At 35.0% G+C, this 22,659-nt stretch carries 16 protein-coding genes; 9 read left to right on the top strand and 7 right to left on the bottom strand.

Translation table 11 applies throughout. The annotated features are described in order from the left end of the window. The first annotated feature begins 92 nt into the window (after nucleotides 1-92). Nucleotides 93-2,591 carry a gliding motility-associated C-terminal domain-containing protein gene (locus HY841_13975; GenBank protein ID MBI4931866.1) on the top strand — a complete coding sequence of 833 codons (2,499 nt, stop codon included), beginning with the start codon at nucleotides 93-95 and terminating at the stop codon, nucleotides 2,589-2,591. Between the two features lie 6 nt (nucleotides 2,592-2,597). On the opposite strand, the gene HY841_13970 is transcribed toward HY841_13975, so the two are convergent. From HY841_13970 to HY841_13940, 7 genes are all read right to left on the bottom strand, one after another. Beyond that, complete coding sequence (locus HY841_13970; protein ID MBI4931865.1) at nucleotides 2,598-3,506, bottom strand: transketolase; 909 nt, start codon at nucleotides 3,504-3,506, stop codon at nucleotides 2,598-2,600. Nucleotides 3,507-3,518: 12 nt separating this feature from the next. Then, nucleotides 3,519-4,418 (bottom strand): class I SAM-dependent methyltransferase, encoded by a 900-nt coding sequence (locus tag HY841_13965; protein ID MBI4931864.1) that lies wholly within the window; start codon nucleotides 4,416-4,418, stop codon nucleotides 3,519-3,521. Nucleotides 4,419-4,439: 21 nt separating this feature from the next. Then, on the bottom strand, nucleotides 4,440-6,428 hold the full coding sequence (locus HY841_13960) for an NAD-dependent epimerase/dehydratase family protein (GenBank protein MBI4931863.1): 1,989 nt from the start codon (nucleotides 6,426-6,428) through the stop codon (nucleotides 4,440-4,442). 9 nt (nucleotides 6,429-6,437) lie between these two features. Further along, complete coding sequence (locus tag HY841_13955; protein MBI4931862.1) at nucleotides 6,438-8,480, bottom strand: hypothetical protein; 2,043 nt, start codon at nucleotides 8,478-8,480, stop codon at nucleotides 6,438-6,440. Between the two features lie 111 nt (nucleotides 8,481-8,591). Beyond that, the gene (locus tag HY841_13950; GenBank protein ID MBI4931861.1) at nucleotides 8,592-10,568 is read right to left on the bottom strand and encodes a hypothetical protein; all 1,977 of its coding nucleotides are present in this window, start codon (nucleotides 10,566-10,568) and stop codon (nucleotides 8,592-8,594) included. 6 nt (nucleotides 10,569-10,574) lie between these two features. Then, a complete protein-coding gene (locus HY841_13945; protein ID MBI4931860.1) occupies nucleotides 10,575-12,212 on the bottom strand; it encodes a hypothetical protein in 1,638 nt (545 codons plus the stop codon). Between the two features lie 131 nt (nucleotides 12,213-12,343). Further along, entirely contained in the window at nucleotides 12,344-13,147 is an 804-nt protein-coding gene (locus HY841_13940) for a transketolase (GenBank protein ID MBI4931859.1), read from the bottom strand. 162 nt (nucleotides 13,148-13,309) lie between these two features. Here HY841_13940 and HY841_13935 point away from each other — a divergent pair, with 162 nt between their 5' ends. The 8 genes from HY841_13935 to HY841_13900 all read left to right on the top strand — a co-directional run bounded on the left by HY841_13935 (nucleotide 13,310) and on the right by HY841_13900 (nucleotide 22,640). Continuing rightward, a complete protein-coding gene (locus HY841_13935) occupies nucleotides 13,310-14,281 on the top strand; it encodes an MCE family protein (GenBank protein ID MBI4931858.1) in 972 nt (323 codons plus the stop codon). Continuing rightward, entirely contained in the window at nucleotides 14,217-15,611 is a 1,395-nt protein-coding gene (locus tag HY841_13930) for a (Fe-S)-binding protein (GenBank protein ID MBI4931857.1), read from the top strand. The genes HY841_13935 and HY841_13930 overlap by 65 nt, the downstream gene beginning before the upstream one ends. 8 nt (nucleotides 15,612-15,619) lie before the next feature. After that, nucleotides 15,620-16,042: a phosphoheptose isomerase gene (locus HY841_13925; GenBank protein ID MBI4931856.1), complete on the top strand. Its 423-nt coding sequence runs from the start codon at nucleotides 15,620-15,622 to the stop codon at nucleotides 16,040-16,042. Next, nucleotides 16,039-16,845 carry a (Fe-S)-binding protein gene (locus tag HY841_13920; protein MBI4931855.1) on the top strand — a complete coding sequence of 269 codons (807 nt, stop codon included), beginning with the start codon at nucleotides 16,039-16,041 and terminating at the stop codon, nucleotides 16,843-16,845. Before HY841_13925 ends, HY841_13920 begins: the two co-directional genes overlap by 4 nt. Before the next feature lie 14 nt (nucleotides 16,846-16,859). Further along, the gene (locus HY841_13915; protein MBI4931854.1) at nucleotides 16,860-17,942 is read left to right on the top strand and encodes an endonuclease; all 1,083 of its coding nucleotides are present in this window, start codon (nucleotides 16,860-16,862) and stop codon (nucleotides 17,940-17,942) included. A 14-nt stretch (nucleotides 17,943-17,956) separates the two neighbouring features. Continuing rightward, complete coding sequence (locus tag HY841_13910) at nucleotides 17,957-19,282, top strand: T9SS type A sorting domain-containing protein (protein ID MBI4931853.1); 1,326 nt, start codon at nucleotides 17,957-17,959, stop codon at nucleotides 19,280-19,282. A gap of 91 nt (nucleotides 19,283-19,373) precedes the next feature. Beyond that, complete coding sequence (locus HY841_13905; protein MBI4931852.1) at nucleotides 19,374-21,551, top strand: TonB-dependent receptor; 2,178 nt, start codon at nucleotides 19,374-19,376, stop codon at nucleotides 21,549-21,551. Between the two features lie 309 nt (nucleotides 21,552-21,860). Next, nucleotides 21,861-22,640: a T9SS type A sorting domain-containing protein gene (locus HY841_13900; protein ID MBI4931851.1), complete on the top strand. Its 780-nt coding sequence runs from the start codon at nucleotides 21,861-21,863 to the stop codon at nucleotides 22,638-22,640. The last annotated feature ends 19 nt before the right edge of the window (nucleotides 22,641-22,659 follow it).

Here is a 22,659-nt window from a genome sequence, read left to right as displayed (position 1 = left end):
ATTCCAATATCTTAATATATTTTCACATTGGCAATAGATTTTATACATTTGCTCTCACACATAGTAACATGTTTTTGCGAATTATTTTTTTCATGGTGTCAGTGTTAGGAGAATGCTATTGTGTATTTTCTCAGGGAATCTGGACTCAAAAAGCAAACTTTGGCGGTGCACCAAGATATGCCGCTGCAGGATTTTCAATCGGCACAAAAGGTTATATAGGAACAGGGGCTGCTCATTGGCTGGGTCCGTTCTATAATGATTTCTGGGAATGGGATCAGGCAACGAATGTATGGACTCAGAAAGCAAACTATGGTGGAATTGCAAAGGGAGCTGCCATCGGATTTTCCATAGGCAATAAAGGATACATTGGTACCGGTTCAACACAATTAAATCCATCCTGCGCATGTTATGTTGATTTTTGGGAATATGATCCTTCCACAAACGTATGGACTCAGAAAGCAAATTTTACCGGAACAGCCAGATCGTTTGCTATTGGTTTTTCTATCGGAACAAAAGGATATGTTGGTACGGGATTCGATGGCGGAAATACAAATGATTTCTGGGAATGGGATCAGGCAACGAATACATGGACACAAAAATCCAACTTTGCAGGTGCTATACGATGTGTTGCATTTGGATATTCAATTGGAACCAAAGGATATATTGGCACTGGGTGGAACAGTGGACAACACTATAATGATTTTTGGGAATGGGATCAGGCAACTAATACCTGGACGCAAAAAGCAAATTTTACAAGTACGCTACGAGCAGAATGTGTAGGATTTTCCATAGGAAATTATTTATATGTAGGAACAGGAACTATCAATGTGGGAACAGGTCCATGCCTGACTGATTTTTGGCAATACGATCCATCTACAAATATTTGGACGCAGATGACAAGTTTTCCTGGAGGAGCACGAGAAGTTTCAGTAGGTTTTTCAATCGGTTGCTATGGTTACATTGGTACTGGCTGGACAAATGATATTCCCGCTACGATAAAAAATGATTTCTGGGAATTTATTCCTCCAAGCGGTGGCATTCCGGTTATTATAATCAACAGTACAAATGTGTCTATTTGTAACGGACAGTCAGTAACTCTCACCGCAAGCGGAGGAACAAATTATTCATGGAGCAATGGTTCTACCACCAATCCAATTGTTATTACTCCAACTACTTCTTCTACCTATTCAGTAATTGCAAGTAATTCATGCGGGAGCGATACTGCTTCTATCCTCATTACAATTACTCAGCAACCAATCGCAACTGTTTCAGGTAATGCAACTATTTGCATGGGACAAAATTCGACTTTACTGGCAAGTGGCGGAACTAATTATTCTTGGACCACCGGTTCTACCTCAAGCGCAATAACGGTTTCTCCTACTACAACAACTTCCTACACTGTGATTGAAACAAATGCATGTGGAACTGATACTGCAAAAATTACCGTATTGGTTAATCCATCTCCTTTAGTTTTCATATCAGGCAACACTTCTATTTGTTCTGACGATTCAACAACACTTACAGTTTCTGGCGGAACAACTTATCTATGGAGCAATGGAAGCACTGCCACGTCAGTTGTTTTAAATCCTTCGTCAACTTCTTCTTATTCCGTTTTAGTTTCAAATACCAAGGGGTGCACGGGAACAAATTCTGTAAGTGTAACCGTTTATCCTAATCCGGCTACAACCATCTCCGGAAACAATACGCTTTGCATCGGTGATAATACAACCCTCTCTGCATCGGGTGGAGGAATTTATCAATGGAATAACGGCACAACAGGAGCAATGATTACCGTTTCACCTTCTTCAACCACCAGTTATTCTGTAACTGTTACAAGTGCCAACGGATGCACAAGTTCAACTTCAGATACAGTTTCAGTTTTCCCTGCTCCCACAACAAGTATTTCCGGCATTACAAATTTTTGTCAGGGTCAAATGACAACACTTTGCGCATCAGGTGGGGGAAATTATAGTTGGAGTACCGGAGCAACTACATCTTCTATTGTCGTAAATAATTCCGGCACTTATTCAGTAGTAGTTTCAATTGGCAGTTGTGCAGACAGTGCTTCGGCTTCAATAATTGTTAATCCAAATCCAATAGCTAATGCCGGAACAAACGTAACCATCACTGCAGGAAGCACCACCACGCTAAGCGCAAGCGGGGGAACAATTTATTCATGGAGCAATGGAGAAACCACATCCTCTATTATCGTTTCGCCTCCTATCACATCCGTTTATTGCGTAACAGTTATTGATTCAAATGGCTGTTCAGATTCTTCATGTGATACAGTTACAGTAAAGACAGTTGATTGTACAGAAGAAATGTATCTTCCCAATGCTTTTTCTCCTAATGAAGATAACGAAAACGATATTCTTCTGCCATTGGGAACAAAATGTGTGAAAACCTTTTCGCTTATCATTTACAACCGCTGGGGAGAAAAAGTTTTTGAAACAATTGATGTTTCAAAAAGCTGGGATGGAACATTTAATGGGAAAAAAGAAATCTCAGCTGTTTATACTTACTACATTGAAGGTGCATATAGTTCAGGAAAGGTTTTTTTGAAAAAAGGAAATGTTTCTTTAGTCCGATAATTTTTCTCAAAACATTTCTGTTAACACTTTCGAAATATTATCAGCATCTATCCCCGACTGTTCCTGATGATAATGCTGATCTCCAAATAAACCATTCGGATATCCTCTTGCATGCAATGAAACAAATTTATTAATCTTCAGTCTGTTCTCCAGCAGTTTCAATGATAGCTGTTGCGCTAAACCTCCTGCAGAAACATGCTCTTCCACGACAAGTAAGTTGTTGGTTGAGTTTACGGACAGAATAAATTCATCTGACAATTCAAGAGGAAAATAGGATGCAGAAAACAGGTTACACTTGCCTGATATATTTTTATTTGCTAAAGATTTAATCACATTATTAATTACCGGGCCCGTAGAAATAATAGTTGCTTTGGGGTTAGATGATTTTATAACAGAATTAATACAGTTCGCTGAAGAAAAACCGGCAGGTGCGTTCTGGCTATTATTTAATCTTAAATAAGTTGGTTTTTTTTCTGTTATTATTTTTTTTAGAACAATTTCAACTTCATCATTAAATGAAGGCACCCAGCATTTCACGTTTTGCATACTGCTCATACATCCAATGTCTTCAAGTGCGTGATGAGTAGGACCCATTATTCCATAACCGTATCCACCGCCATTGCCAACTAAAAAGACAGGAAGATTGTGCATGCAAACATCATTTCGAAACTGTTCCAAGCAGCGGTAAACAATAAATGGAGCAATACTGTAGCAAAAAACTTTATAGCCATGAGATGCCATTCCCGCAGCCACGCTAACCATGTTCTGTTCAGCAACGCCAGCGTTAATAAAGCGGTTGCCTAATGATTGTTGAAGACACTCAAAAGCATTATAACCCAAATCGCCAGTAATGAAAATGATAGATTCATCTTTAGCAGAAATTTTCTCGATTGCAGCTGAAAACTCTTTTCTCACTAAATAAATTTATTACAGTTCTGGTTTTTGAATGAATATTCCAATGTTTCCGGGATGAATTCCGACTTTAAAATTTGCCATTCCGATTAAAGAAACAAGTTTAGACAAAATCGTTTTGAATGGAAGCGGAGTCATTTTAATCCAATAAGATAATGAATAAATATTTTTAATACTAAATATTTTCACAACCTGAAATCCAGCCAACATACAAAGATGCGATAAAGTATTTTTATTGAAAAGATAAATGTGCTCAACATCATATATAGGAGATTTTTCTCCAAAAACTTTTGCCTGCATTCCTTTTTGATTGTGAACAATGATATAAACCATGCCTCCAGGCAAAAGCAAACGATAAAATCTTTTCAGCATCTCAAATGGGTTCGCTAAATGATCAAGAGTTTGAAAACAACAAATTAAATCAAAATAGTTTTCCGGGTAATTTTCAGTTTCTATCATACTATTTAAAATCAATGAGCGAAATTCTCCAGCTTTTGCAACCGCTTCCTCAGATGGTTCAACGCCATGCACTTCTTTGAATCCATTTTTTTTTAACGAATTCAGAAAAAAACCATTGCCGCATCCTACTTCCAAAACTCTGCCACGTTTAAATAAATTGCTGTTTTGATTTATATATAACATATATGAATATGCAATATCATTTGTTTCTTCATCGTAGGTTTGACGGCTTTCTTTATACAGCTTGCTTATTTCATCAAATGGAAGAATGGGGGAAGAAAATACTAAACCGCATACACTGCATTCAAGAATACGGTAATGGTAATGCTCAGAAACTCTTCGTGCAGAAAATGTTTTCGAGTTTATATTTTCCGTTTTAAAGTTTTGTTCAAATTTTATTTTTACATTTTTATTATTCCCACATAACAAACATATTTTTTCAATATAGGTAGTCATGAATTTTTCAGGTTGTGCTGTTTACTTCACCACATTAACTAAACTTTGAATTTCAGAAGGGGTTTCCAATTTTTTCCCTTTGTAAATGACTGATCTTCTGATGAACTTTGGGCGTCCTTTCGTTTCTTCAAAAACCTTGGATAGATATTCTCCCAATATAGATATGGCTAAAAGCTGCACTCCGCCAAAAAATAATATCAGAACAATAATTGTAGTTACTCCATGAGGTATGTCAGGATAAAGAAATCTAATTATTATCTGAGCAATAAGCGCCAAAAAAGAAATCCCTGTTAAAATAAATCCCATATAACTTAAAATTTCAAGCGGGATGAAACTGAAAGAGAACATTGCTTTTTTTGCCCACCAAATATTTTTTCTCCAATTGTTAGTGCTTTTACCAAACATTCTTTCTGGTCGAACATAGTCAACTCCCGTTTGCGAGAATCCAACCCATGCTCTGAGCCCGCGCAGGAATTGATCTTTCTCCGGAAGTTTCAGCAACTCATTTACTACCTTCCTGTCTATCATTGAAAAATCTCCGGCATCTGATGGAATATCTACATAAGATAAGCGACTGAAAATTTTATAAAATAATTTATAAGATGCGTTCATGAATGCCGATGCTTCTCTTTTTACACGCCTTCCATACACTACTTCATTGCCAGCAATCCATTTTTCATACATGCGGGGAATAATTTCAGGCGGGTCTTGCAAATCGCCATCCATAAGAACTACTGCATCACCGGTTGATATTTCCATTCCGCTTAAAAATGCTGATTGAGAACCAAAATTTCTGGAATGAGTAATTGCAACAACATCTGAATCGTTATTACAAATTTCCGATAACACTTGCTGGGAATTGTCTGGAGAAGCATCGTTGACAAAAATTATTTCATACCTGATTTTCAGTTCTGAAAATACCTTTTTAAGCCGCTCATACATAATAGTGATTGCCGGTTCATCTTTATAGCAGGCAATCACGCAGGAAATTTTATTAACCTGTTTCGGTTCTTGAAATGCCGGAAGTATTGTTGAAGAATAATTTTGCGAATCCTGCCACTGGCTCGTTTTTAACAATCCTTCTTTTAATTCAACTGTTGGATGCCAGAATAGTAAGCGATTTGCTTTCTCATAATTGCCGTACCAGTTTTTCAAATCCCATTTCCTATCAGGCATACTTCCCCAATTCGCCTGAATGTTCAGCCCAAATAATTCAATCACATAATCTACAGTTTCTTTGATAGTATTTTTTTTTCCCGTACCTATATTAATCGACTCCCCATATAAAGAGGAATTCATATAGTAAGCTGCATTTATAAAAGCAACAATACAATCATCAATGAATAAAAAATCCCGGCTTATGTAAGGAGAAACCAAAACGGGCAGTTTTTTTTGCTTTGCATTTTCTATGAGTTGTGGAATAAATCGATCTGGTTCTTCCCATGGTCCATACACAGAATACAATCTCAAATTGACAACCGGCAACTGATGAATTTTGCCGTAATGTTTTAATAAATATCCAGTTGAAACTTTTGAAACTGCATAATGGCTGTTGGGGATCATCTCATCATTCTCAAAAGGGCTTTCAGAATTCAATCCGTATTCTGAACTACTTCCTGCATGAACATAGGCAGCAATCTGCCCGAGATGCTGTAAGATATTTAATGTTCCAATCAGGTTAGTTTCATAAATCAAGCCGACTTCGTTCTCTTTTGAATAGCTACCGTACGCTGCAAGATTAAAAATAGTTTGCGGCTTATTTCTTTCTAAAAGTTCAATAACAGAATTTTTAATAAGTAAATCACAATATAAAATATTTTCAGGAGGAATATTCAGAAGCTTAAGACGCCATGCGTGTCTCACATCATGAGTGATTGCATAGCAATCCTTTCGGTATTTTAAGATCACATCTAATAGATTAGCGCCAATAAATCCGCTGGAACCAAAAATAAAAATGGGTCCTTTCAGGAAATTAATCTTTTCTTCAATGACATTATTTGATGCAGCCATTATCACATGTTAGTGAATTAACTCAAAAGCAGGAATTTTATCTTTCTTATAAGAAGTGTATACGCCATCTTCTTGTTTTTTATTAAAGTCTAAATATGGCAATAATTCAGAAATGTCTTCTGAATTAGTTGTAACAACATAATATCCATTTGCTAAAAGATTATTTATAAAAATTATAAAATCTTTTTTTAAAAGCCAAGAGGAGCAGGGATTGAAGTAGCCAACTGGAGCATAATTTCCGTAATAATAATAAACAAAATCATTTTGATAATCTAAGAAATAAACCAGTGAACTATTATTGGAAATCTTTTTTATTGCAAAAAAGTCCTTCTCAGCAGGAACACCGCTAAAATGCGGAATAATTGTCCACTGCTTAATATTATGCGCCTGATCTTTTATTCTCCAAATTATCCTGTCTGAATAATAAGAAGAAGAAAGCAAAAGAAGGATAAATGGCAATAAAAAAGTTTTGATTCCAAAAATCAAATTAAATTTTATACCCCATCCAAACATAAATGCATATTTTTTTTCATTTTGTACGGGCAAATCAAAAAGCAAAAATAAATTCAAAAGCAGAATTCCTGAAATATTGATAATGTTATTTTCATGGCTTCTTCCAAAAAAATAAAGTGAATTACCTATTGCAAGCAGAATTATAAAAAGTGATGAAGAAAAATATTGTTTCGACAATTTATTTTTTTGTTTAAATAACAAACAAGCTGACATACTTGAAATAATTGGGAAAAACCAATAAAAAGAATTAATTGAAATAGGCAGCATACCTATTCCTGTTTTTTGAAATAAGAGCGCACTTTTCGGAGATAGTCCATTTAGCAAATAAGCGGTATAAGATGCAAATCCAAGTATTATCAAAATATTAATGATATTAGAAAAAAAATGTTTTTTTATTGTTTCATTAATACTTAATAAAACATTTTTCTTTATCAAAAATATTCCCCATATATCTATAAAAAATAGAATTGCACAAAGTTCAATATAGGAGAACAAATAAATAATTCCAAAATTTCTGTGAATTAATATTAATAAACCAAGGGCACATCCAACCGCCCAATGATAAACTCCTTTCCAAAAAAGAAGCACTAAAATAATTATCCATAAATCTAATCGCAATGGGGTAACTGCCAATAAAATTGATGGATCATGACAAATTACGTAATACTTGATAATTACATAAAGAAGCAAAAGAAAAACAGAAAGTGTTTTATTAATGAATAATTTTTTGAAGAAGAAAAATGTGCTTATGAAAAAAATAAAAAAAGATGCCTGCGCCAGAATTTGAAGATAATTAATGTCAAATTTTAATTTCATCCATAAAACTCCAATAAAAGATAAAAATAAATCATAAGGACAATATATGTCAGAAAGGCGGGCTCCATTCAGCATCCGAAGAGATGGGGAAAGTATAAGTGAATAATCCCAAATACTTATTGGACTGATTGCAACAAAACAAACTGGTATTAGGCAAATAATAAAAATGAAATTAAATGTTTGGGAGCTTTTTCCATAAATCCATAATGAAATAAATAATATCAAAGAAGTAACTAAGGGAACACCAACTGCAATGTTAATTTTTTCAGATGGTTCATTTAGGGGTGGATTAAAACCCACGCTCAGATATAAAAAAGAAGTTATAAGAATTAATACAGAAAACAGAATAGTTCTTTGAAAATTATTTTTCAAATATGAAATTATGTGAATAAAAACGAACGCAAAGATGATATTCAAAAACATCAGAATATATAACACATATCCTTCAATGCCGTCATATTGATTAATTGAATCACGCCAAAAAGGCATTACATCTGTACTTGGGATTTTTTGATGGAATGACCAAAAAAAAGTAGAGTATTTATTAAACAGAAAGTATAGGATAGCAGTAACTGAAGAGCAAATAACTATTAGTTCAGCTGTGGAAAATCTATTAAATCCATGAAATGATAAAGGGTCAGAAAAATTTTTCTTCTTTAAAAAAAAATAACCTGATAGAATCAAGATTGAAAACAGAGGCAATATCTTGGAGAAATCAATCAAAATTTAGATGTGTTATTACGAATATTTTTCTGAAAGAAATTAGCACTTTTTGATATTCTTCGTCTGCAATAGACAAATCTAATTTTGCAGCCGTATTGGAATATTAATTCCCTACAATTTTATCGCTGTGTATTTATTCTCAGTGATTGTTCTAGTATACTTTAAATATGGTAGTAGTTCTGAAGCATCCAGCGGATTCGAAATTACAAGGTAATAATTATTTTTCAGAAGGTTCTGGAGAAAAGCCACAAAATCTTTTTTGAAAATCCAGGCACCAGATGGATTATAATACCCGATAGGCGTATAGTTTCCATAATAGTAATAAACAAAATTATCATATTCAAGAAAATAAACCTTTAAACTATTGTTGGTTATTTTTTTTATTACAGCAAAATCATTACACGAAGGAATCCCATTTATGGGTTGAATAAATTTCATCTCTTTTAAATAATGTGCTTTGTCTTTTAACTCTGTTAGTATTGCATTGGAATAATAGAATGAAGAAAGAAGAATCATTATTACAGGCAAGCAAACTGATATATTAGGAATCATTAATCTACGCATTCTATTGTTAGATATTTTTTGACTATCTCGTTCTTTTCTCACAAGGGAGTCGATAAAAAAATGTTTTGCACTTATGTTCAAAAGATCAAACAGCAAAAATAAATTCAAAAGTAAAATACCAGATATGTTTATTATATTATTCTCGTGGCTTCTTCCAAAAAAATACATTGAATTTCCTATTGCCAGCAAGACAATAAAAAGAGATGTAGAAAAATACCTCTCCGATAGCAGAGGTTTGTTTTTATATAAAAACAAAACTGTCATACTTGAAATTATTGGAAAATACCAATAGAAAGAATTTGGCGCAATAGGAAGAAATCCGATTCCAATTTTTTGAAAATCAAGGGCACTCCCCAAAATTAATCCGTTAAATAAATAAATTGAAAAAAGCGCAAATGCAACTAATATTAAAAAGTTTTTACTATTTAAAATAAAATGTTTTTTAACTATTATTTTCATTAATGCATAAAAATTCGTACTCATAAATGGTTTTTTTAAAATGTCTGCTAAAAAAAGAATTCCGCATAACTCAATGTATGAAGCGAGATATATTATCCCAAAGTTTTTATGAAGAAGCACGAGGAGACCTGTTATAAACCCAACGGTCCAATGATAAACACCTTTTTCATAAATAAAAAAAAGAATGAGTATCCATAAGTCTAACCTTAATGGGGTTATTTCAAAAACTGATATTGGATCACTTCCTAAAGCGAAATATTTAATAATCACTACCAACACAAGCAAGGAAACAGATAATTTTTTATTTATAAAAAGAGACTTCGAAAAGAAAAAAAGTCCTATAAAAAAAAGGAAATAGGAAACCTGTCCAACTATTTGAAAGTAATTTATATTAATATGTAATTTCATCCAGAGAAAAGCAATAAGTGATAATAATACATCATACCTGAAATATATTTCAGAAATACCAAATCCATTCAATATTCTAATAGCTGGAAAGAACAGAAATGAATAATCATAAACAACTATAGGAGAAATTGCAATGAAACAAATAGGAATAAGAAGAACAATAAAGATGCAATTAAATAATGTGGACATCCGTTCGAATATTTTCAAAGCAATGAAGAAAAGCAGGCAAACAAGAATAGGAACTATTAATAAAATAAATGCACTGTTTGATGTAGCACTCATGGGTGGATAAAAACCTATTTTAATAAAAAAAAAGGAAGAAATAAATATCAATAATAGAATCAGAATTGATTTAACAAATTTATTTTTCAAGTATAAAAAAAAGCTGACTGATAAAAACGAAATAATAATATTCACAAACATCATAACATAAAGAACGTATCCTTCAATACCATCATGCTCCTTGAAATGTAATCGAATATATGGAAGTGCTTCTGAGTAAGGGATTTTTTCATTAAATGACCAAAAATAGGATGAGTAATGATAAAACAATAAATATAGCAAACAAGAAACAGAGGAACTAACACTGACAGCAAATAGAAAAAATGCAAGTGTATTTTGAACACCAGCATTATTAATTTGTTTGTCTAATTTCATAATTATTTAGAGTTTTAGTTCCCTCCACTTATCACCGGCAACATACAAAATAGTTGCATCGTCAGGTAATTTATTAAACCTTATGGTAAAAGAAGAAGAAGCTTCATTAATATCCACATCATACATTTTAGCTTTAAATGACTGCAGCCATCTGCCGCCAAACAAAAATGCTCTTTGAGCATTATGAGATGAAACAAAAAGGGTATTTGAATCAATTCTGTCAATCAATATAGAGTCACTGACGCTGGTCATGCAATAGGCAGATATAATATTTAACGGGGGGATTTCTTTGTGATACTTAAAATAGATTGCTTCCTTAAAACCGCCACTGAAAGTAAATACCCAATTATAATTATCAGGCATATTGAGCATATAAATATTTGTTTTTGACAACCACGGCTCAAAATTCTTAATCAGGTTTTTAGAATAATTGCTGGCATCAATCCAAACACACAATATATTTGAAAGCAGGGTGAAACAAAGTGCTGACAAACCCGTTAAAATGATAATCCAAAATCTTTTTAACAAATAATAAATACTGAAAGAGAAAAAAGAATAAAAAAATACCGAAGGCAGATATCCATATCTATCCGAAGCAATTGCGCCTATAAAAGTAGTATCTAAATTTATTACCGGAATCAAAGAGATGATGAAAGTAAAAAAAGTAAATACTATAAGTTTTCCCAGTGAATCTCTTTGTTTGATTATTCTCCAAAAAAATATTGAAAAAATAAATGCACAAAAAATAATTAATATCAAAACAGTAAAAGTATTATGTATATTAATATGAAGGTAATCGTGGATAATACTTTGCCTTTCTAAAGGCAAAAAACGATAGAATAAAAAAAATTTTACAAAATATTTTATCAGATTAGTAGCGATAAGAATAGGTGAAAATTTCAAATGAACAGCCGCACCATAGTGCCCGATCCAATCTCCAGTATATAATTTGGACATGGAAAAATAAAGAAAAATAATTATTATCTGAGGGAAGATTACTATGAAAATATAGTTATAAAAGGAATTAATCCTGTAAGGTGTATTTTTAAAAAGAAAATAAAAAAGGAAACAGATAACAGGAAGTATTATTGTAGATTCAAACGACAATAGCGCTAAAGCAAAACAAATTTGTACTGCGACTAGAAAATAAATTTTATTTTCTTTTAAATAATAAATGGTTAAAAGCAATCCAAGCAACATCAGGAAAACAGCAAAGGGATAAGCAAACGACCAAAGCACGGCTTCGACTTGATAAGGAGACAATAAAAAAATCAAGGAGGCGAAAAATGACAACAACGTTTTTTTAACAACCAAAAAAATATTGCATAATTCATTTGTGATTTTATAGAGCAAGAATGCATTTAAGCAATGAACTAGAACAAAAAACCCAATCCATCCTGTGTTGCTGATTCCAAAAATATGATATAGAAAAAAAAATACAAGATGTACAAAAAAATGCTGTATCCCTGGTTCATAAAAATTATTTGATATTGCATCAAGCCCATACTTTTCAAAAAAGTATAGCATAGGATAAAAATCTGTAGAAATTAATATGCCAAAAACATTTCTATAAGCAAGGATGGAAATAAAAAGCAGGAGCAAAAAAATAATAACATTTTTTTTATTTCTTTGTAGTATATTCATGAGGGTTTATACCAATGAGTGTTTAAGCATCAATTAGAACATCTGGCTTGGACAAAATTATACATAAAAATCTGCAAAGGTGCAAGATGTCACTCATTTTTCATTGCACGACAGAGCAACATTTATAAAAATTATAAGGAATATTTTTCCAAAATCTCTTTTAATGCTCTTTGATATAATTCTGCTGACATAGGCAAATAATGCCAATCTAATTTATTTTCCATAAATGAAACTCCCTTCCCTTTTATAGTTTCCGCAATGATGATTTTAGGACTGTCATTTTTTGATTGTTTAATAATCTCCATCTTATTTATTATCTCTTCAATGTTATGTCCATCAACAGTATAAACATCAAAACCAAGAGCTGTCCAGCTTTCTTCTTTGCATGTATCTCCGAGAACATCTTTAGTTTCTCCAAAGCCCTGCAATTTATTTTTATCCACAAAAAGTAAAAGATTATCCAGCTTATGTTGACGCGCAAAATGTCCTGCCTCCCAGGTTGTTCCTTCATTTGTTTCCCCATCTGACATTACGACAAATACAAATCCAGTTTCTTCAGATATTTTTTTTGCTTTTGCAACACCTGCTCCCAATGAAAATCCATGTCCCAGCGAACCAATACCAAATGGAATGCTTTTAAATTTTTGCGGAGCAGGATGCGCAGGAAGTGCAGTGCCATTTTTATAAAAAGTTTTTAATTGTTCATTTGAAATTTCACCAAGATGATTCAAACAAACATATAAGGCTGAAGCTGCGTGTCCTTTCGACAAAATAAAAATATCATCTTCTTTCTTTTGAAGAACCAATGTGGCAATTAATATATCTATGCAACTCAGAGAACAACCAATATGTCCTGCATTTGCAGAAAAATGCAAATCGAGAATTTTTTTTCTTAGCTCTTTCTGAAGAAGTTTAGGATTCTTTTCTGAAATCATTAAACAATAATTTTCTATGCTAAGTTATGCTTTTTATAATTGGTGAACTGCTGTCAATTACCATTTCAACAGCCAGTTTACAAAATCCGTATTAGTGAATTCCGCTCATTTTTTTCTTTGTATATTTGTGAACTAAATTCTAAGCATTGCGTTTTCAGTAGTATGAAAATCTCCAAAGAAATAAAAACAGGTATCCTTGTTGTCATTTCCCTTGCCATTTTTGTTTACGGATTTAATTTTCTGAAAGGGAAAGATGTTTTTTCCAGTCGCGATATTTACTACGCAATTTATCCTCAGGTGAGCGGAATTGTTGAATCAAATCCCGTTCAGGTGAACGGATTCAAAGTGGGAAGAATAAAAAAGATTGAACTGCTGGATACAACCGGGCGGCTTCTTGTAACGATGGCAATCTCCGACCAGAAACTTCACATCACAAAAGGAACAGTTGCAAAAATTGTTAGTTCAGATTTATTAGGTGCAAAAGCAATTGAACTGGTTCTCGGAAAAAGTAATGGCTATGTAAAAGATGGAGATACGCTCTTGTCAGAAATTGACCCATCGCTTCAGGAATCAGTAAATGCAACAATTAAACCTTTAAAAGACAAAGCGGAAAAATTAATTGCTTCTATTGATTCTATCATGCTTGTTGTTCAGGCAGTTCTTGATAAAGGCACACGGGAAAATCTGAACAAAAGTTTTGAAAGCATCAAGCACGCTCTCGAAACATTTGACCGAACTGCCATGCGCCTGGATACGATGATTGCTTCCGAGCGGTATAAACTTTCAATTATATTTTCGAAAGTTGAATCCATTTCTTCCAACCTTGCTGCGAACAATGACAATATTTCCACAGCGATAAAAAACTTTTCCGCCATCAGCGACACACTTGCGAAAGCAAATATTTCACGCACCATCGAGAATGCCAACAAGGCACTGAGCCAGGTTTCAGGTGTTATGGAAAAAATTAATAAAGGGGAGGGTTCGGCAGGAATGCTGGTGCATGATGATAAGCTATACAAAAATTTAACCTCCGCGTCTGGCAGTCTGGATAGTTTGCTGAAGGATATGGATGAGCATCCGAAAAGATATTTCTCTGTCTTCGGAAGGGATAAAGGAAAGAAAAAGAAAAAATAATTTCCCATTGGCAATTTCTAATACCATATTTCTCCTGTTGCTGATTGCAGGAGTGAGTTTATTTATTTTTAACGCAAGAAAAATACGAAGAAATATTTTTTTGGGGAAAGATAGTGACCGAAGCGACAGAAAATACGAGCGATGGAAAATCATGTTGCTCGTTGCAATCGGTCAGAAAAAAATGTTTCAGCGCCCGATTCCTGCACTGCTTCATCTGCTGGTCTATGTTGGTTTTGTTCTGATAAATATTGAAGTGGTAGAAATGATTATTGACGGCAGTTTCGGAACGCACCGTTTTCTTTCTTTCCTGAACTTTAATGGATTCCATCTGTACGATTTCCTTATTGCATTTTTTGAAGTGCTTGCATTTCTTGTTACTTTTGGCTGTGCAGTTTTTCTCATTCGCAGAAATATATTACGGCTCAAACGATTCGCCATGAAAGATCTGAATGGATGGCCCCGAACAGATGCCAATCTGATTTTATGTTCTGAAATTATTTTAATGAGCGCTTTATTCCTGATGAATGCTGCCGATCAAACGCTTCAGCAGATGTACAGCGAACATTATTTTTCTGCAGGAAACTTTCCCATCAGCAGTTTCATCGCTCCTCTATTATCCGGAATGCAAGAAAACTCTTTAATACTGATCGAACGCTCCTGCTGGTGGCTTCACATCTTTGGCATTTTAGGATTTCTGAATTACATCATCATCTCAAAACATTTTCACATCGTACTTTCTTTTCCGAATGTATTTTATTCAAATCTTAATCCAAAAGGTCAGCTCACAAATCTTCAAAGTGTGACCAATGAAGTGAAAGCGATGCTTGATCCTTCCTTCACTCCGCCTCCTGTAAATTCTGATCAACCGATGAGATTTGGCGCTAAAGATATTTTTGATTTATCATGGAAGCAATTGCTCGATGCTTACACCTGCACTGAATGCGGACGATGCACATCTGCCTGCCCTGCAAATCAAACAGGAAAACTTTTATCGCCAAGAAAAATAATGATGGATACACGAGATAGATTGGAAGAAGTGGGAAGAAATATTGACAAAAATAAAAAATTTGCAGATGACGGAAAATCTCTCTTCGGAAATTATATTTCAGCCGAAGAACTCTGGGCTTGCACTTCTTGCAATGCATGCGTGCAGGAATGTCCTGTAAACATTGACCCGCTCAGCATTATTATTGACATCCGCAGATTTTTAGTGATGGAACAAAGCGCAGCGCCTCAAGCGCTCAATATGACATTCACCAATATTGAAAACAACGGTGCACCATGGCAATATTCTCCTTCAGACAGATTAAACTGGGCGAACGAAAATTAAATAATCACATGACAGAATTTAAACTCATACAAGCTGAAAAAAATGGAAAAAAGATTTCTCCTATTCTTCCTTCGCACGTAAAAAACTTTCTGGTTGATATAGACGGAACGGTTGGAGAAGATATTCCTAATGAAGAACCCGAAAGAATGGAAGATGCAGAAGTTTATCCGGATGCACTAATAAAAGTTAATCAGTGGTTTAATGAAGGACACATCATTACATTTTTCACTTCACGCACAGAAACACACAGAGAAGTTACTGAACGCTGGCTGAAAAAATGCGGATTCAAATATCACGGATTGCTGATGGGAAAGCCCAGAGGAGGAAATTACCATTGGATAGACAATCATATCGTTCGCGCAACAAAATACAATGGTAAGTTTACCGAGTTGAAAAATAAAAATGCAACAATACAAGTCTTTGAAGAATGAGCGAACTGAAAGTAAAAACAATGGCAGAGTACACAGCGTTTGGCGAACAGCCCGAAATTCTTTTTTGGGTTGGCTGCGCTGGCTCTTTTGATGACAGGGCAAAAAAAATAACACGTGCCATTGTAAAAATATTAAATCATGTAGGGATGAAGTTTGCTGTGCTCGGAACAGAAGAATCTTGCTCAGGCGATCCTGCAAAACGTGCCGGCAATGAATTTCTTTTCCAGCTGCAGGCAATGAATAACATCACAGTGATGAATAATTATTCCGTAAAAAAAATTGTTACGGGATGCCCGCATTGTTTTAATACGCTGAAGAATGAATATCCATCGCTGGGAGGAAATTACGAAGTGATTCATCACACGCAACTCATTCAACAACTTATTGATAGCGGCAGATTGAAAATAAAGAAAGATTCTTCCTCCCTCCCCAATGGAGAGGGTCGGGGTGGGGCTATTATTTATCACGATGCCTGTTATCTTGGCAGAGCCAACGATGTGTATGAAGCGCCCCGTGCGGTGATAAAAAATCTTGAAGTGAACCTTGAAGAAATGAAACGCTCTAAAGAAAACGGTTTCTGCTGCGGAGCAGGCGGAGCACAGATGTTCAAGGATGCAGAGAAAGGAAACAAGGATGTGAATATTGAACGCACCGAAGAAGCGCTTTCACATTCTCCAAATGTAATTGCCACTGCTTGTCCGTTTTGTATGACGATGATAACGGATGGAGTAAAGCATTTCAATAAAGAGCAGGAAGTTAAAGTAATGGATGTGGCTGAGTTAATGGCAAACAGCCTGACCTAACTACGTTTTAGAAAATGGTTGGGGAATTTAATAAAATAATAAAAATAATGAAACTTCTTCCGCTTCTGTGTATTATTACATGTAGTTTTTGTTTCGCACAGATTCCTCCGGGATATTACAATTCAGCACAGGGATTAACAGGCAATAATTTAAAAATTGCTTTACATAATATTATAAAGAATCATTCTGTGATTTCTTATAATTCATTATGGAATGTCTATACGAAAACAGATAAAATGCCAAATGGAAAAGTATGGGATATATACAGCGATGTTCCTTCTGGCACACCACCCTACGAATTTACTTTTGGTACTGATCAATGCGGAAGCTATAGCAATGAAGGCGATTGTTATAACCGTGAGCATAGCTGGCCGCAAAGCTGGTTTAATTCTGTAAACGGACCTGTCTCCGATTTGTTTCAAGTTTATCCTACTGATGGAAAAGTAAACGGGCAACGCAACAATTATCCTTATGGCGATGTTGGCATTGCAAGTTGGACAAGTTTAAATGGCAGCAAATTAGGATCTTGCTCTGACACAGGATACAGTCTTACCGTTTTTGAACCAATAGACGAATATAAAGGAGATTTAGCAAGAACTTATTTTTATATGAGCACACGTTACTATTCTGAAGATGCAGGATGGTCTTCATCAGGCGCAACCAACAAATCTGATATATTGCCCTGGCAGGTAAATGTTTTATTGCAATGGCATCATCAGGATTCTGTGAGCGCTAAAGAGATTGCCAGAAATGATTCCATTTATTACCTTTTTCAAAATAACAGAAATCCATATATTGATAATCCGCAATGGGCAGACAGTATATGGAAAACAACGGTCTTTGCTTTTGTAAATGAAATCAAATACGAAAACTCATTTTCAATTTATCCTAATCCGGCAACTGATTTTCTTTTTATTGAGAAAAAATCCTTATTTACTCCTGTTTCATATAAGATATTTAACAGCATGGGGTTTTTAGTCAGTATCGGAAAAATAGAAAGCAATAAGATAGAAATATCAAAGTTAAACGCGGGAATCTATTTCATTCAAATCATGACAGACAAGGGAAATTTCGGGAGCAAATTCATTAAGCAATAGTAAAAAATATTTACATGAAACCTTTTCTAATTGCAATTTTTGGATTTATACAGGTGGTAGAAACTTTTAATGTGTGCGCTCAAACATGGCAGCCCGTTGGCAATGGTTTTGATTTTGCTGTGTTTTCTCTTGCAGGCGATCCATTAAATAATCGCTTATATGCAGGCGGGCAGTTTGATACAGCCAATGGCTCGCCTTGCAGCCGTATCGCACAATGGAACGGAACAACTTGGGATACAATAGGAACAGGATTATCTAACGGTTATGTGAGTGCGCTTGCTATGTATAACAATCAACTTTACGCAGGCGGCTCATTTACGAATGCAGGAAACAAGATTAGAAAATTTTTTTCCAGATGGAACGGCACCAGTTGGGATTCGATAGGATTTACTACCGGTAACTGCAATGTAAAAAACCTTACTGTTTACAATGGAGAACTTTACATTGGCGGTGGCTTCGCTACTGCCGGAGGAATTACAGTGAACAACATCGCACAATTCAATGGCACGCTGTTCGATTCTGTTCTCAGCGGAACAAATAATGTGGTAAATGCTATGGCAGTTTACAATAGTGAACTTTATGTAGGTGGGCAGTTTGATACAGCAGATGGAATGGCTGCAAGTTATATTGCCAAGTGGAATGGAACCACTTGGTCAACTGTTGGCGGAGGAACGAATGGTTCCGTATATTCACTTGAAGTTTATAACGGGAAATTATATGCTGGCGGCACATTCTCGCTGGCAGGCGCAAACCCCGTCAGCAATATTGCTGTATGGGATGGAATCAATTGGACTTCTGTTGGAAGCGGAACAAACAATTCAGTAATTGCTTTGCTTTCTTTTTCAGGAAATTTATATGCAGGCGGATGGTTTACAAACGCAGGAGGAAATCCTGCTAATTATGTTGCTGTTTGGAATGGAACCAACTGGTCTGCGATGGCTGGCGGAATGAACAATACTGTGCGTGTACTGGGAACTTACAACGGTGAAATTTATGCAGGAGGATTCTTCACCCAAGCAGATACAAACATCGTCAACTACATTGCAAAATGGGAAAAAGCGGTTGGAGTAAATGAGCCTACGGTTTCTGATTTACTGTTTACAGTTTATCCTAATCCAAATTCAGGAAAGTTTCAGATTTCGGATTTCGGATTTCAGATTTCAAACATTGAAATCTACAACACCATGGGAGAAAAAGTGTATGAAGAAAGTCCCCACCAAAAAGAAAGTAAGAAAATAAATATTACTATCCCTTCAGAGTTGGGGCAAGGAATTTATTTTCTACAAATTAATGCTGAGCATTCAACAAGTTCAGTTCAAAAACTTATCATTGCACGGTAAATAATGCATGGTTATGCTGAGATTGCATCCTCCAAAGGATAGGTTTGCCCCTTTGGCGAACATATTTTCTAATTCAAATAATGCAATCTCTATGGTTAAGTTGAAATTGTTTTTACTGTCACTATCATCTCTTCTTATTTCTGGTTCTTATAGTCAAAACACATTCAAGGCAATACTAAAAAATGCTGAAACAAAAGAATTATTAGCGGGAGCAACTGCACTTGTCCAGGGAACTCACAACAGTGCAAGTGCTGATGTAAATGGAATAATTGAAATAAAAAATATTCTGGACGGAAAACAAATTATCGTTTTCAGTTTTGTCGGTTATCAACAGCTGACAGACACTTTTAATTTTCCTATGCAACAAACTGAAACATTTGAAATTTTATTAGTTTCATCAGCAGAAGAAATAGATGAAGTAATTGTTACAACAACCCGTAGCAGCAGAACCATTGCTGATATTCCCACAAGAGTAGAAGCAATTTCCGGAGAAGAGTTAGGCGAAAAAGGAAATATGAAACCTGGCGACATCCGAATGATGTTAAATGAAAGCACGGGCATTCAAACCCAACAAACATCAGCGACAAGTTATAACTCAAGCATCCGCATTCAAGGACTTGACGGAAAATACACGCAGATATTGAAAGATGGTTTCCCATTGTATTCAGGATTTTCGGGCGGATTAAGTTTGTTGCAAATTGTTCCGCTTGATTTGAAACAGGTAGAAGTAATTAAAGGTGCATCATCCACACTTTACGGAGAAGGTGCCATTGCCGGTTTGGTAAATCTTATTTCTAAAACACCAAAGGAAAAAAGAGAATTAGATTTTATGTTGAACGGAACATCTGCATTGGGTTTAGACGCAAGCGGATTTTATTCTCAGAAATTTAAAAAAATTGGCACAACAATTTTTGCTTCCTATAATTTGGGAACACCTTACGATCCCGCGAACATTGGCTTGACTGCTATTCCCAAATTTAATCGCTACACAATAAATCCAAAATTATTTTTTTATTTCAATGATAAAACAACTATGAATATTGGCTTCAACAGCACAACAGAAAACCGCATTGGTGGCGACATAAAATTCATTGAAGGAAAAGGCGACAGCATACATTCTTATTTTGAAAAGAATAAAACCAATCGCTTCAGCACACAATTAGGACTTGATCACAAAGCAAATGACAGATCAAAACTTTCTTTTAAGAACAGCGTGAGTTATTACGATAGAGGAATTGAGATTCCGAATTACAAATTTTCCGGCATTCAGATTTCTTCCTTCAGCGAAGCAAATTATAATCACAAAGAAGAAAAATCAGAATGGGTAACCGGATTAAATATATGGACAGGCAAGTTTTCACAAAACAAATTTGACACATCGAAAGCAGTTGACTACGACTATACCACCTTTGGCGCATTTATTCAAAACTCCTTTGACGCGACAGAAAAAGTAACTCTTGAAACCGGTTTCCGTGGAGATTATCAAAACGAATATGGATTTTTTGCATTGCCGAGAATATCTGCGCTTGTTAAATTCCATCAAAAACTTACTGCGCGGCTAGGTGGTGGTTTGGGATACAAAACACCAACGGTTTTCACAGAAGACGCGGAACGCATACAATTCAGAAATGTATTACCAATTGATGTGTCAAAAACAAAAGCTGAACAATCCATAGGAGGAAATTTTGACATTAATTATAAAACAACACTTTCAGAAAAATTATTTCTGACGATTAACACATTGTTCTTTTATACACAAGTAAAAAATCCGTTGGTTCTTGTTCGTGATTCATCCGGCTCGTATGAATTTCAGCAACCCAAAGGCTTCATTGATACAAAAGGAGTTGAAACAAACATCAAACTCGCTTATGGAGGTTTCAAACTTTTTATTGGCTACACATTAGCTGATGTAAAGCAGCATTACAACGGAAACGAAACGACATTTCCATTGGTTGCGCAACATCGGTTGAATAATGTTCTGATGTATGAAATAGAAGGCAAATTAAAAATTGGTTTGGAAGCATATTATTTCAGTCCGCAAAAATTAAATGACGGAGCAACAGGAAATGAATATTGGATTTGCGGATTAATGGCAGAAAAATTATGGAAACATTTTTCACTCTTCGTGAACTTTGAAAATTTCATTGACACACGGCAGACAAAGTTTGATACCATTTATACCGGAACAATCACAAATCCTGTTTTTAGAGACATCTACGCGCCAGTAGATGGATTTGTTGTGAATGGCGGGATAAAACTGACATTATAGAAAAAAATGGGCGTACGACAAATTTCCGTTTTGTGATTTTTAGTGCCTTTGTGTCTTAGTGGCAAGTGGTTTTTTGCCACAAAAACACTAAAACACGAAAGCCCACGAAAGATTTATTTTTATAAAGCGGATTTTTGTCGTACACCCGAAAAAAATTAGCAGATAAAGATATGTTTGGATATTAGTAATTTTGTAAAAAAGTATGATTTTAGGAAGTTGCAAATTATTTACTGCATTATGTTTGCCTAGCAACATTTCTTCACTACATTTGGCAACAGTATTAAAACTTCATTCATAAAAATAATTTCAATGAAAAAACTTTTACTCTTTTGTTCCGCGCTTTTTATCGGAGCAACTTTAGCCGCACAAACCACCGCCACTAATTTCACCTGCAATGACTGCAATAGTGTTTCTCACACTCTTTTTTCTGAGCTGGATGCGGGAAAAGTAATTGTCATGTGCTGGGTGATGCCCTGTGCAACCTGCATTCCTCCTGCCTCAGCCGATGCTGCAGCTGTACAAAGTTTTGCATCATCTTATCCCGGAAGAGTTAAATTTTATTTAGTAGATGATGTAGGAAATACTTCTTGCAGCACTCTTACAGGTTGGGCAAGTACAAACGGCATAACAACGGATGCAGCTTTTGGAAATAGCGGCACTCCAATTAAAATGACCGATTACGGCACATCAGGAATGCCAAAAACAGTTGTGCTTGGCGGACCAAACCATACTATTTTTTATAATGTGAATGGCACTGTTTCATCTTCTGCTTTACAGACTGCCATTACCAATGCGTTAAATGCATCAACTGGAATTTCTGAAGCAGGAAATATTTCTTCTTTTAATGTATTTCCAAATCCTACAGGCAATTCCACAGAAATTTCTTATTCGCTTCAATCTTCATCCGATGTAAAAGCTGAACTCTTCAACCTTGTGGGAGAAAAATTAAAATCTGTTTCTTCCGGAAACCAAAGCGCTGGCGTGCATAAGATTACTATAGATTGCACCGATATTACTAATGGAATTTATTTTGTGAAACTCATCGCAAACAGAACTGAACAAACCATTACACTTTCTGTTTCACACTAATTTATTTTTATCCATCCTC

The sequence above is a fragment of the Bacteroidota bacterium genome (assembly GCA_016213405.1).
GTDB lineage: Bacteria > Bacteroidota > Bacteroidia > Palsa-948 > Palsa-948 > Palsa-948.
This window is presented reverse-complemented; position numbering and strand designations above follow the sequence as displayed.

Bases quoted from the DNA above. Each gene is read 5' to 3' on its own strand.
- HY841_13940 (MBI4931859.1), bottom strand. From the start codon at position 13,147: ATGATTTCAGAAAAGAATCCTAAACTTCTTCAGAAAGAGCTAAGAAAA.
- HY841_13945 (MBI4931860.1), bottom strand. From the start codon at position 12,212: ATGAATATACTACAAAGAAATAAAAAAAATGTTATTATTTTTTTGCTC.
- HY841_13965 (MBI4931864.1), bottom strand. From the start codon at position 4,418: ATGACTACCTATATTGAAAAAATATGTTTGTTATGTGGGAATAATAAA.
- HY841_13930 (MBI4931857.1), top strand. From the start codon at position 14,217: ATGAGCATCCGAAAAGATATTTCTCTGTCTTCGGAAGGGATAAAGGAA.
- HY841_13920 (MBI4931855.1), top strand. From the start codon at position 16,039: ATGAGCGAACTGAAAGTAAAAACAATGGCAGAGTACACAGCGTTTGGC.
- HY841_13915 (MBI4931854.1), top strand. From the start codon at position 16,860: ATGGTTGGGGAATTTAATAAAATAATAAAAATAATGAAACTTCTTCCG.
- HY841_13925 (MBI4931856.1), top strand. From the start codon at position 15,620: ATGACAGAATTTAAACTCATACAAGCTGAAAAAAATGGAAAAAAGATT.
- HY841_13975 (MBI4931866.1), top strand. From the start codon at position 93: ATGGTGTCAGTGTTAGGAGAATGCTATTGTGTATTTTCTCAGGGAATC.
- HY841_13910 (MBI4931853.1), top strand. From the start codon at position 17,957: ATGAAACCTTTTCTAATTGCAATTTTTGGATTTATACAGGTGGTAGAA.
- HY841_13950 (MBI4931861.1), bottom strand. From the start codon at position 10,568: ATGAAATTAGACAAACAAATTAATAATGCTGGTGTTCAAAATACACTT.
- HY841_13900 (MBI4931851.1), top strand. From the start codon at position 21,861: ATGAAAAAACTTTTACTCTTTTGTTCCGCGCTTTTTATCGGAGCAACT.
- HY841_13960 (MBI4931863.1), bottom strand. From the start codon at position 6,428: ATGGCTGCATCAAATAATGTCATTGAAGAAAAGATTAATTTCCTGAAA.
- HY841_13905 (MBI4931852.1), top strand. From the start codon at position 19,374: ATGGTTAAGTTGAAATTGTTTTTACTGTCACTATCATCTCTTCTTATT.
- HY841_13935 (MBI4931858.1), top strand. From the start codon at position 13,310: ATGAAAATCTCCAAAGAAATAAAAACAGGTATCCTTGTTGTCATTTCC.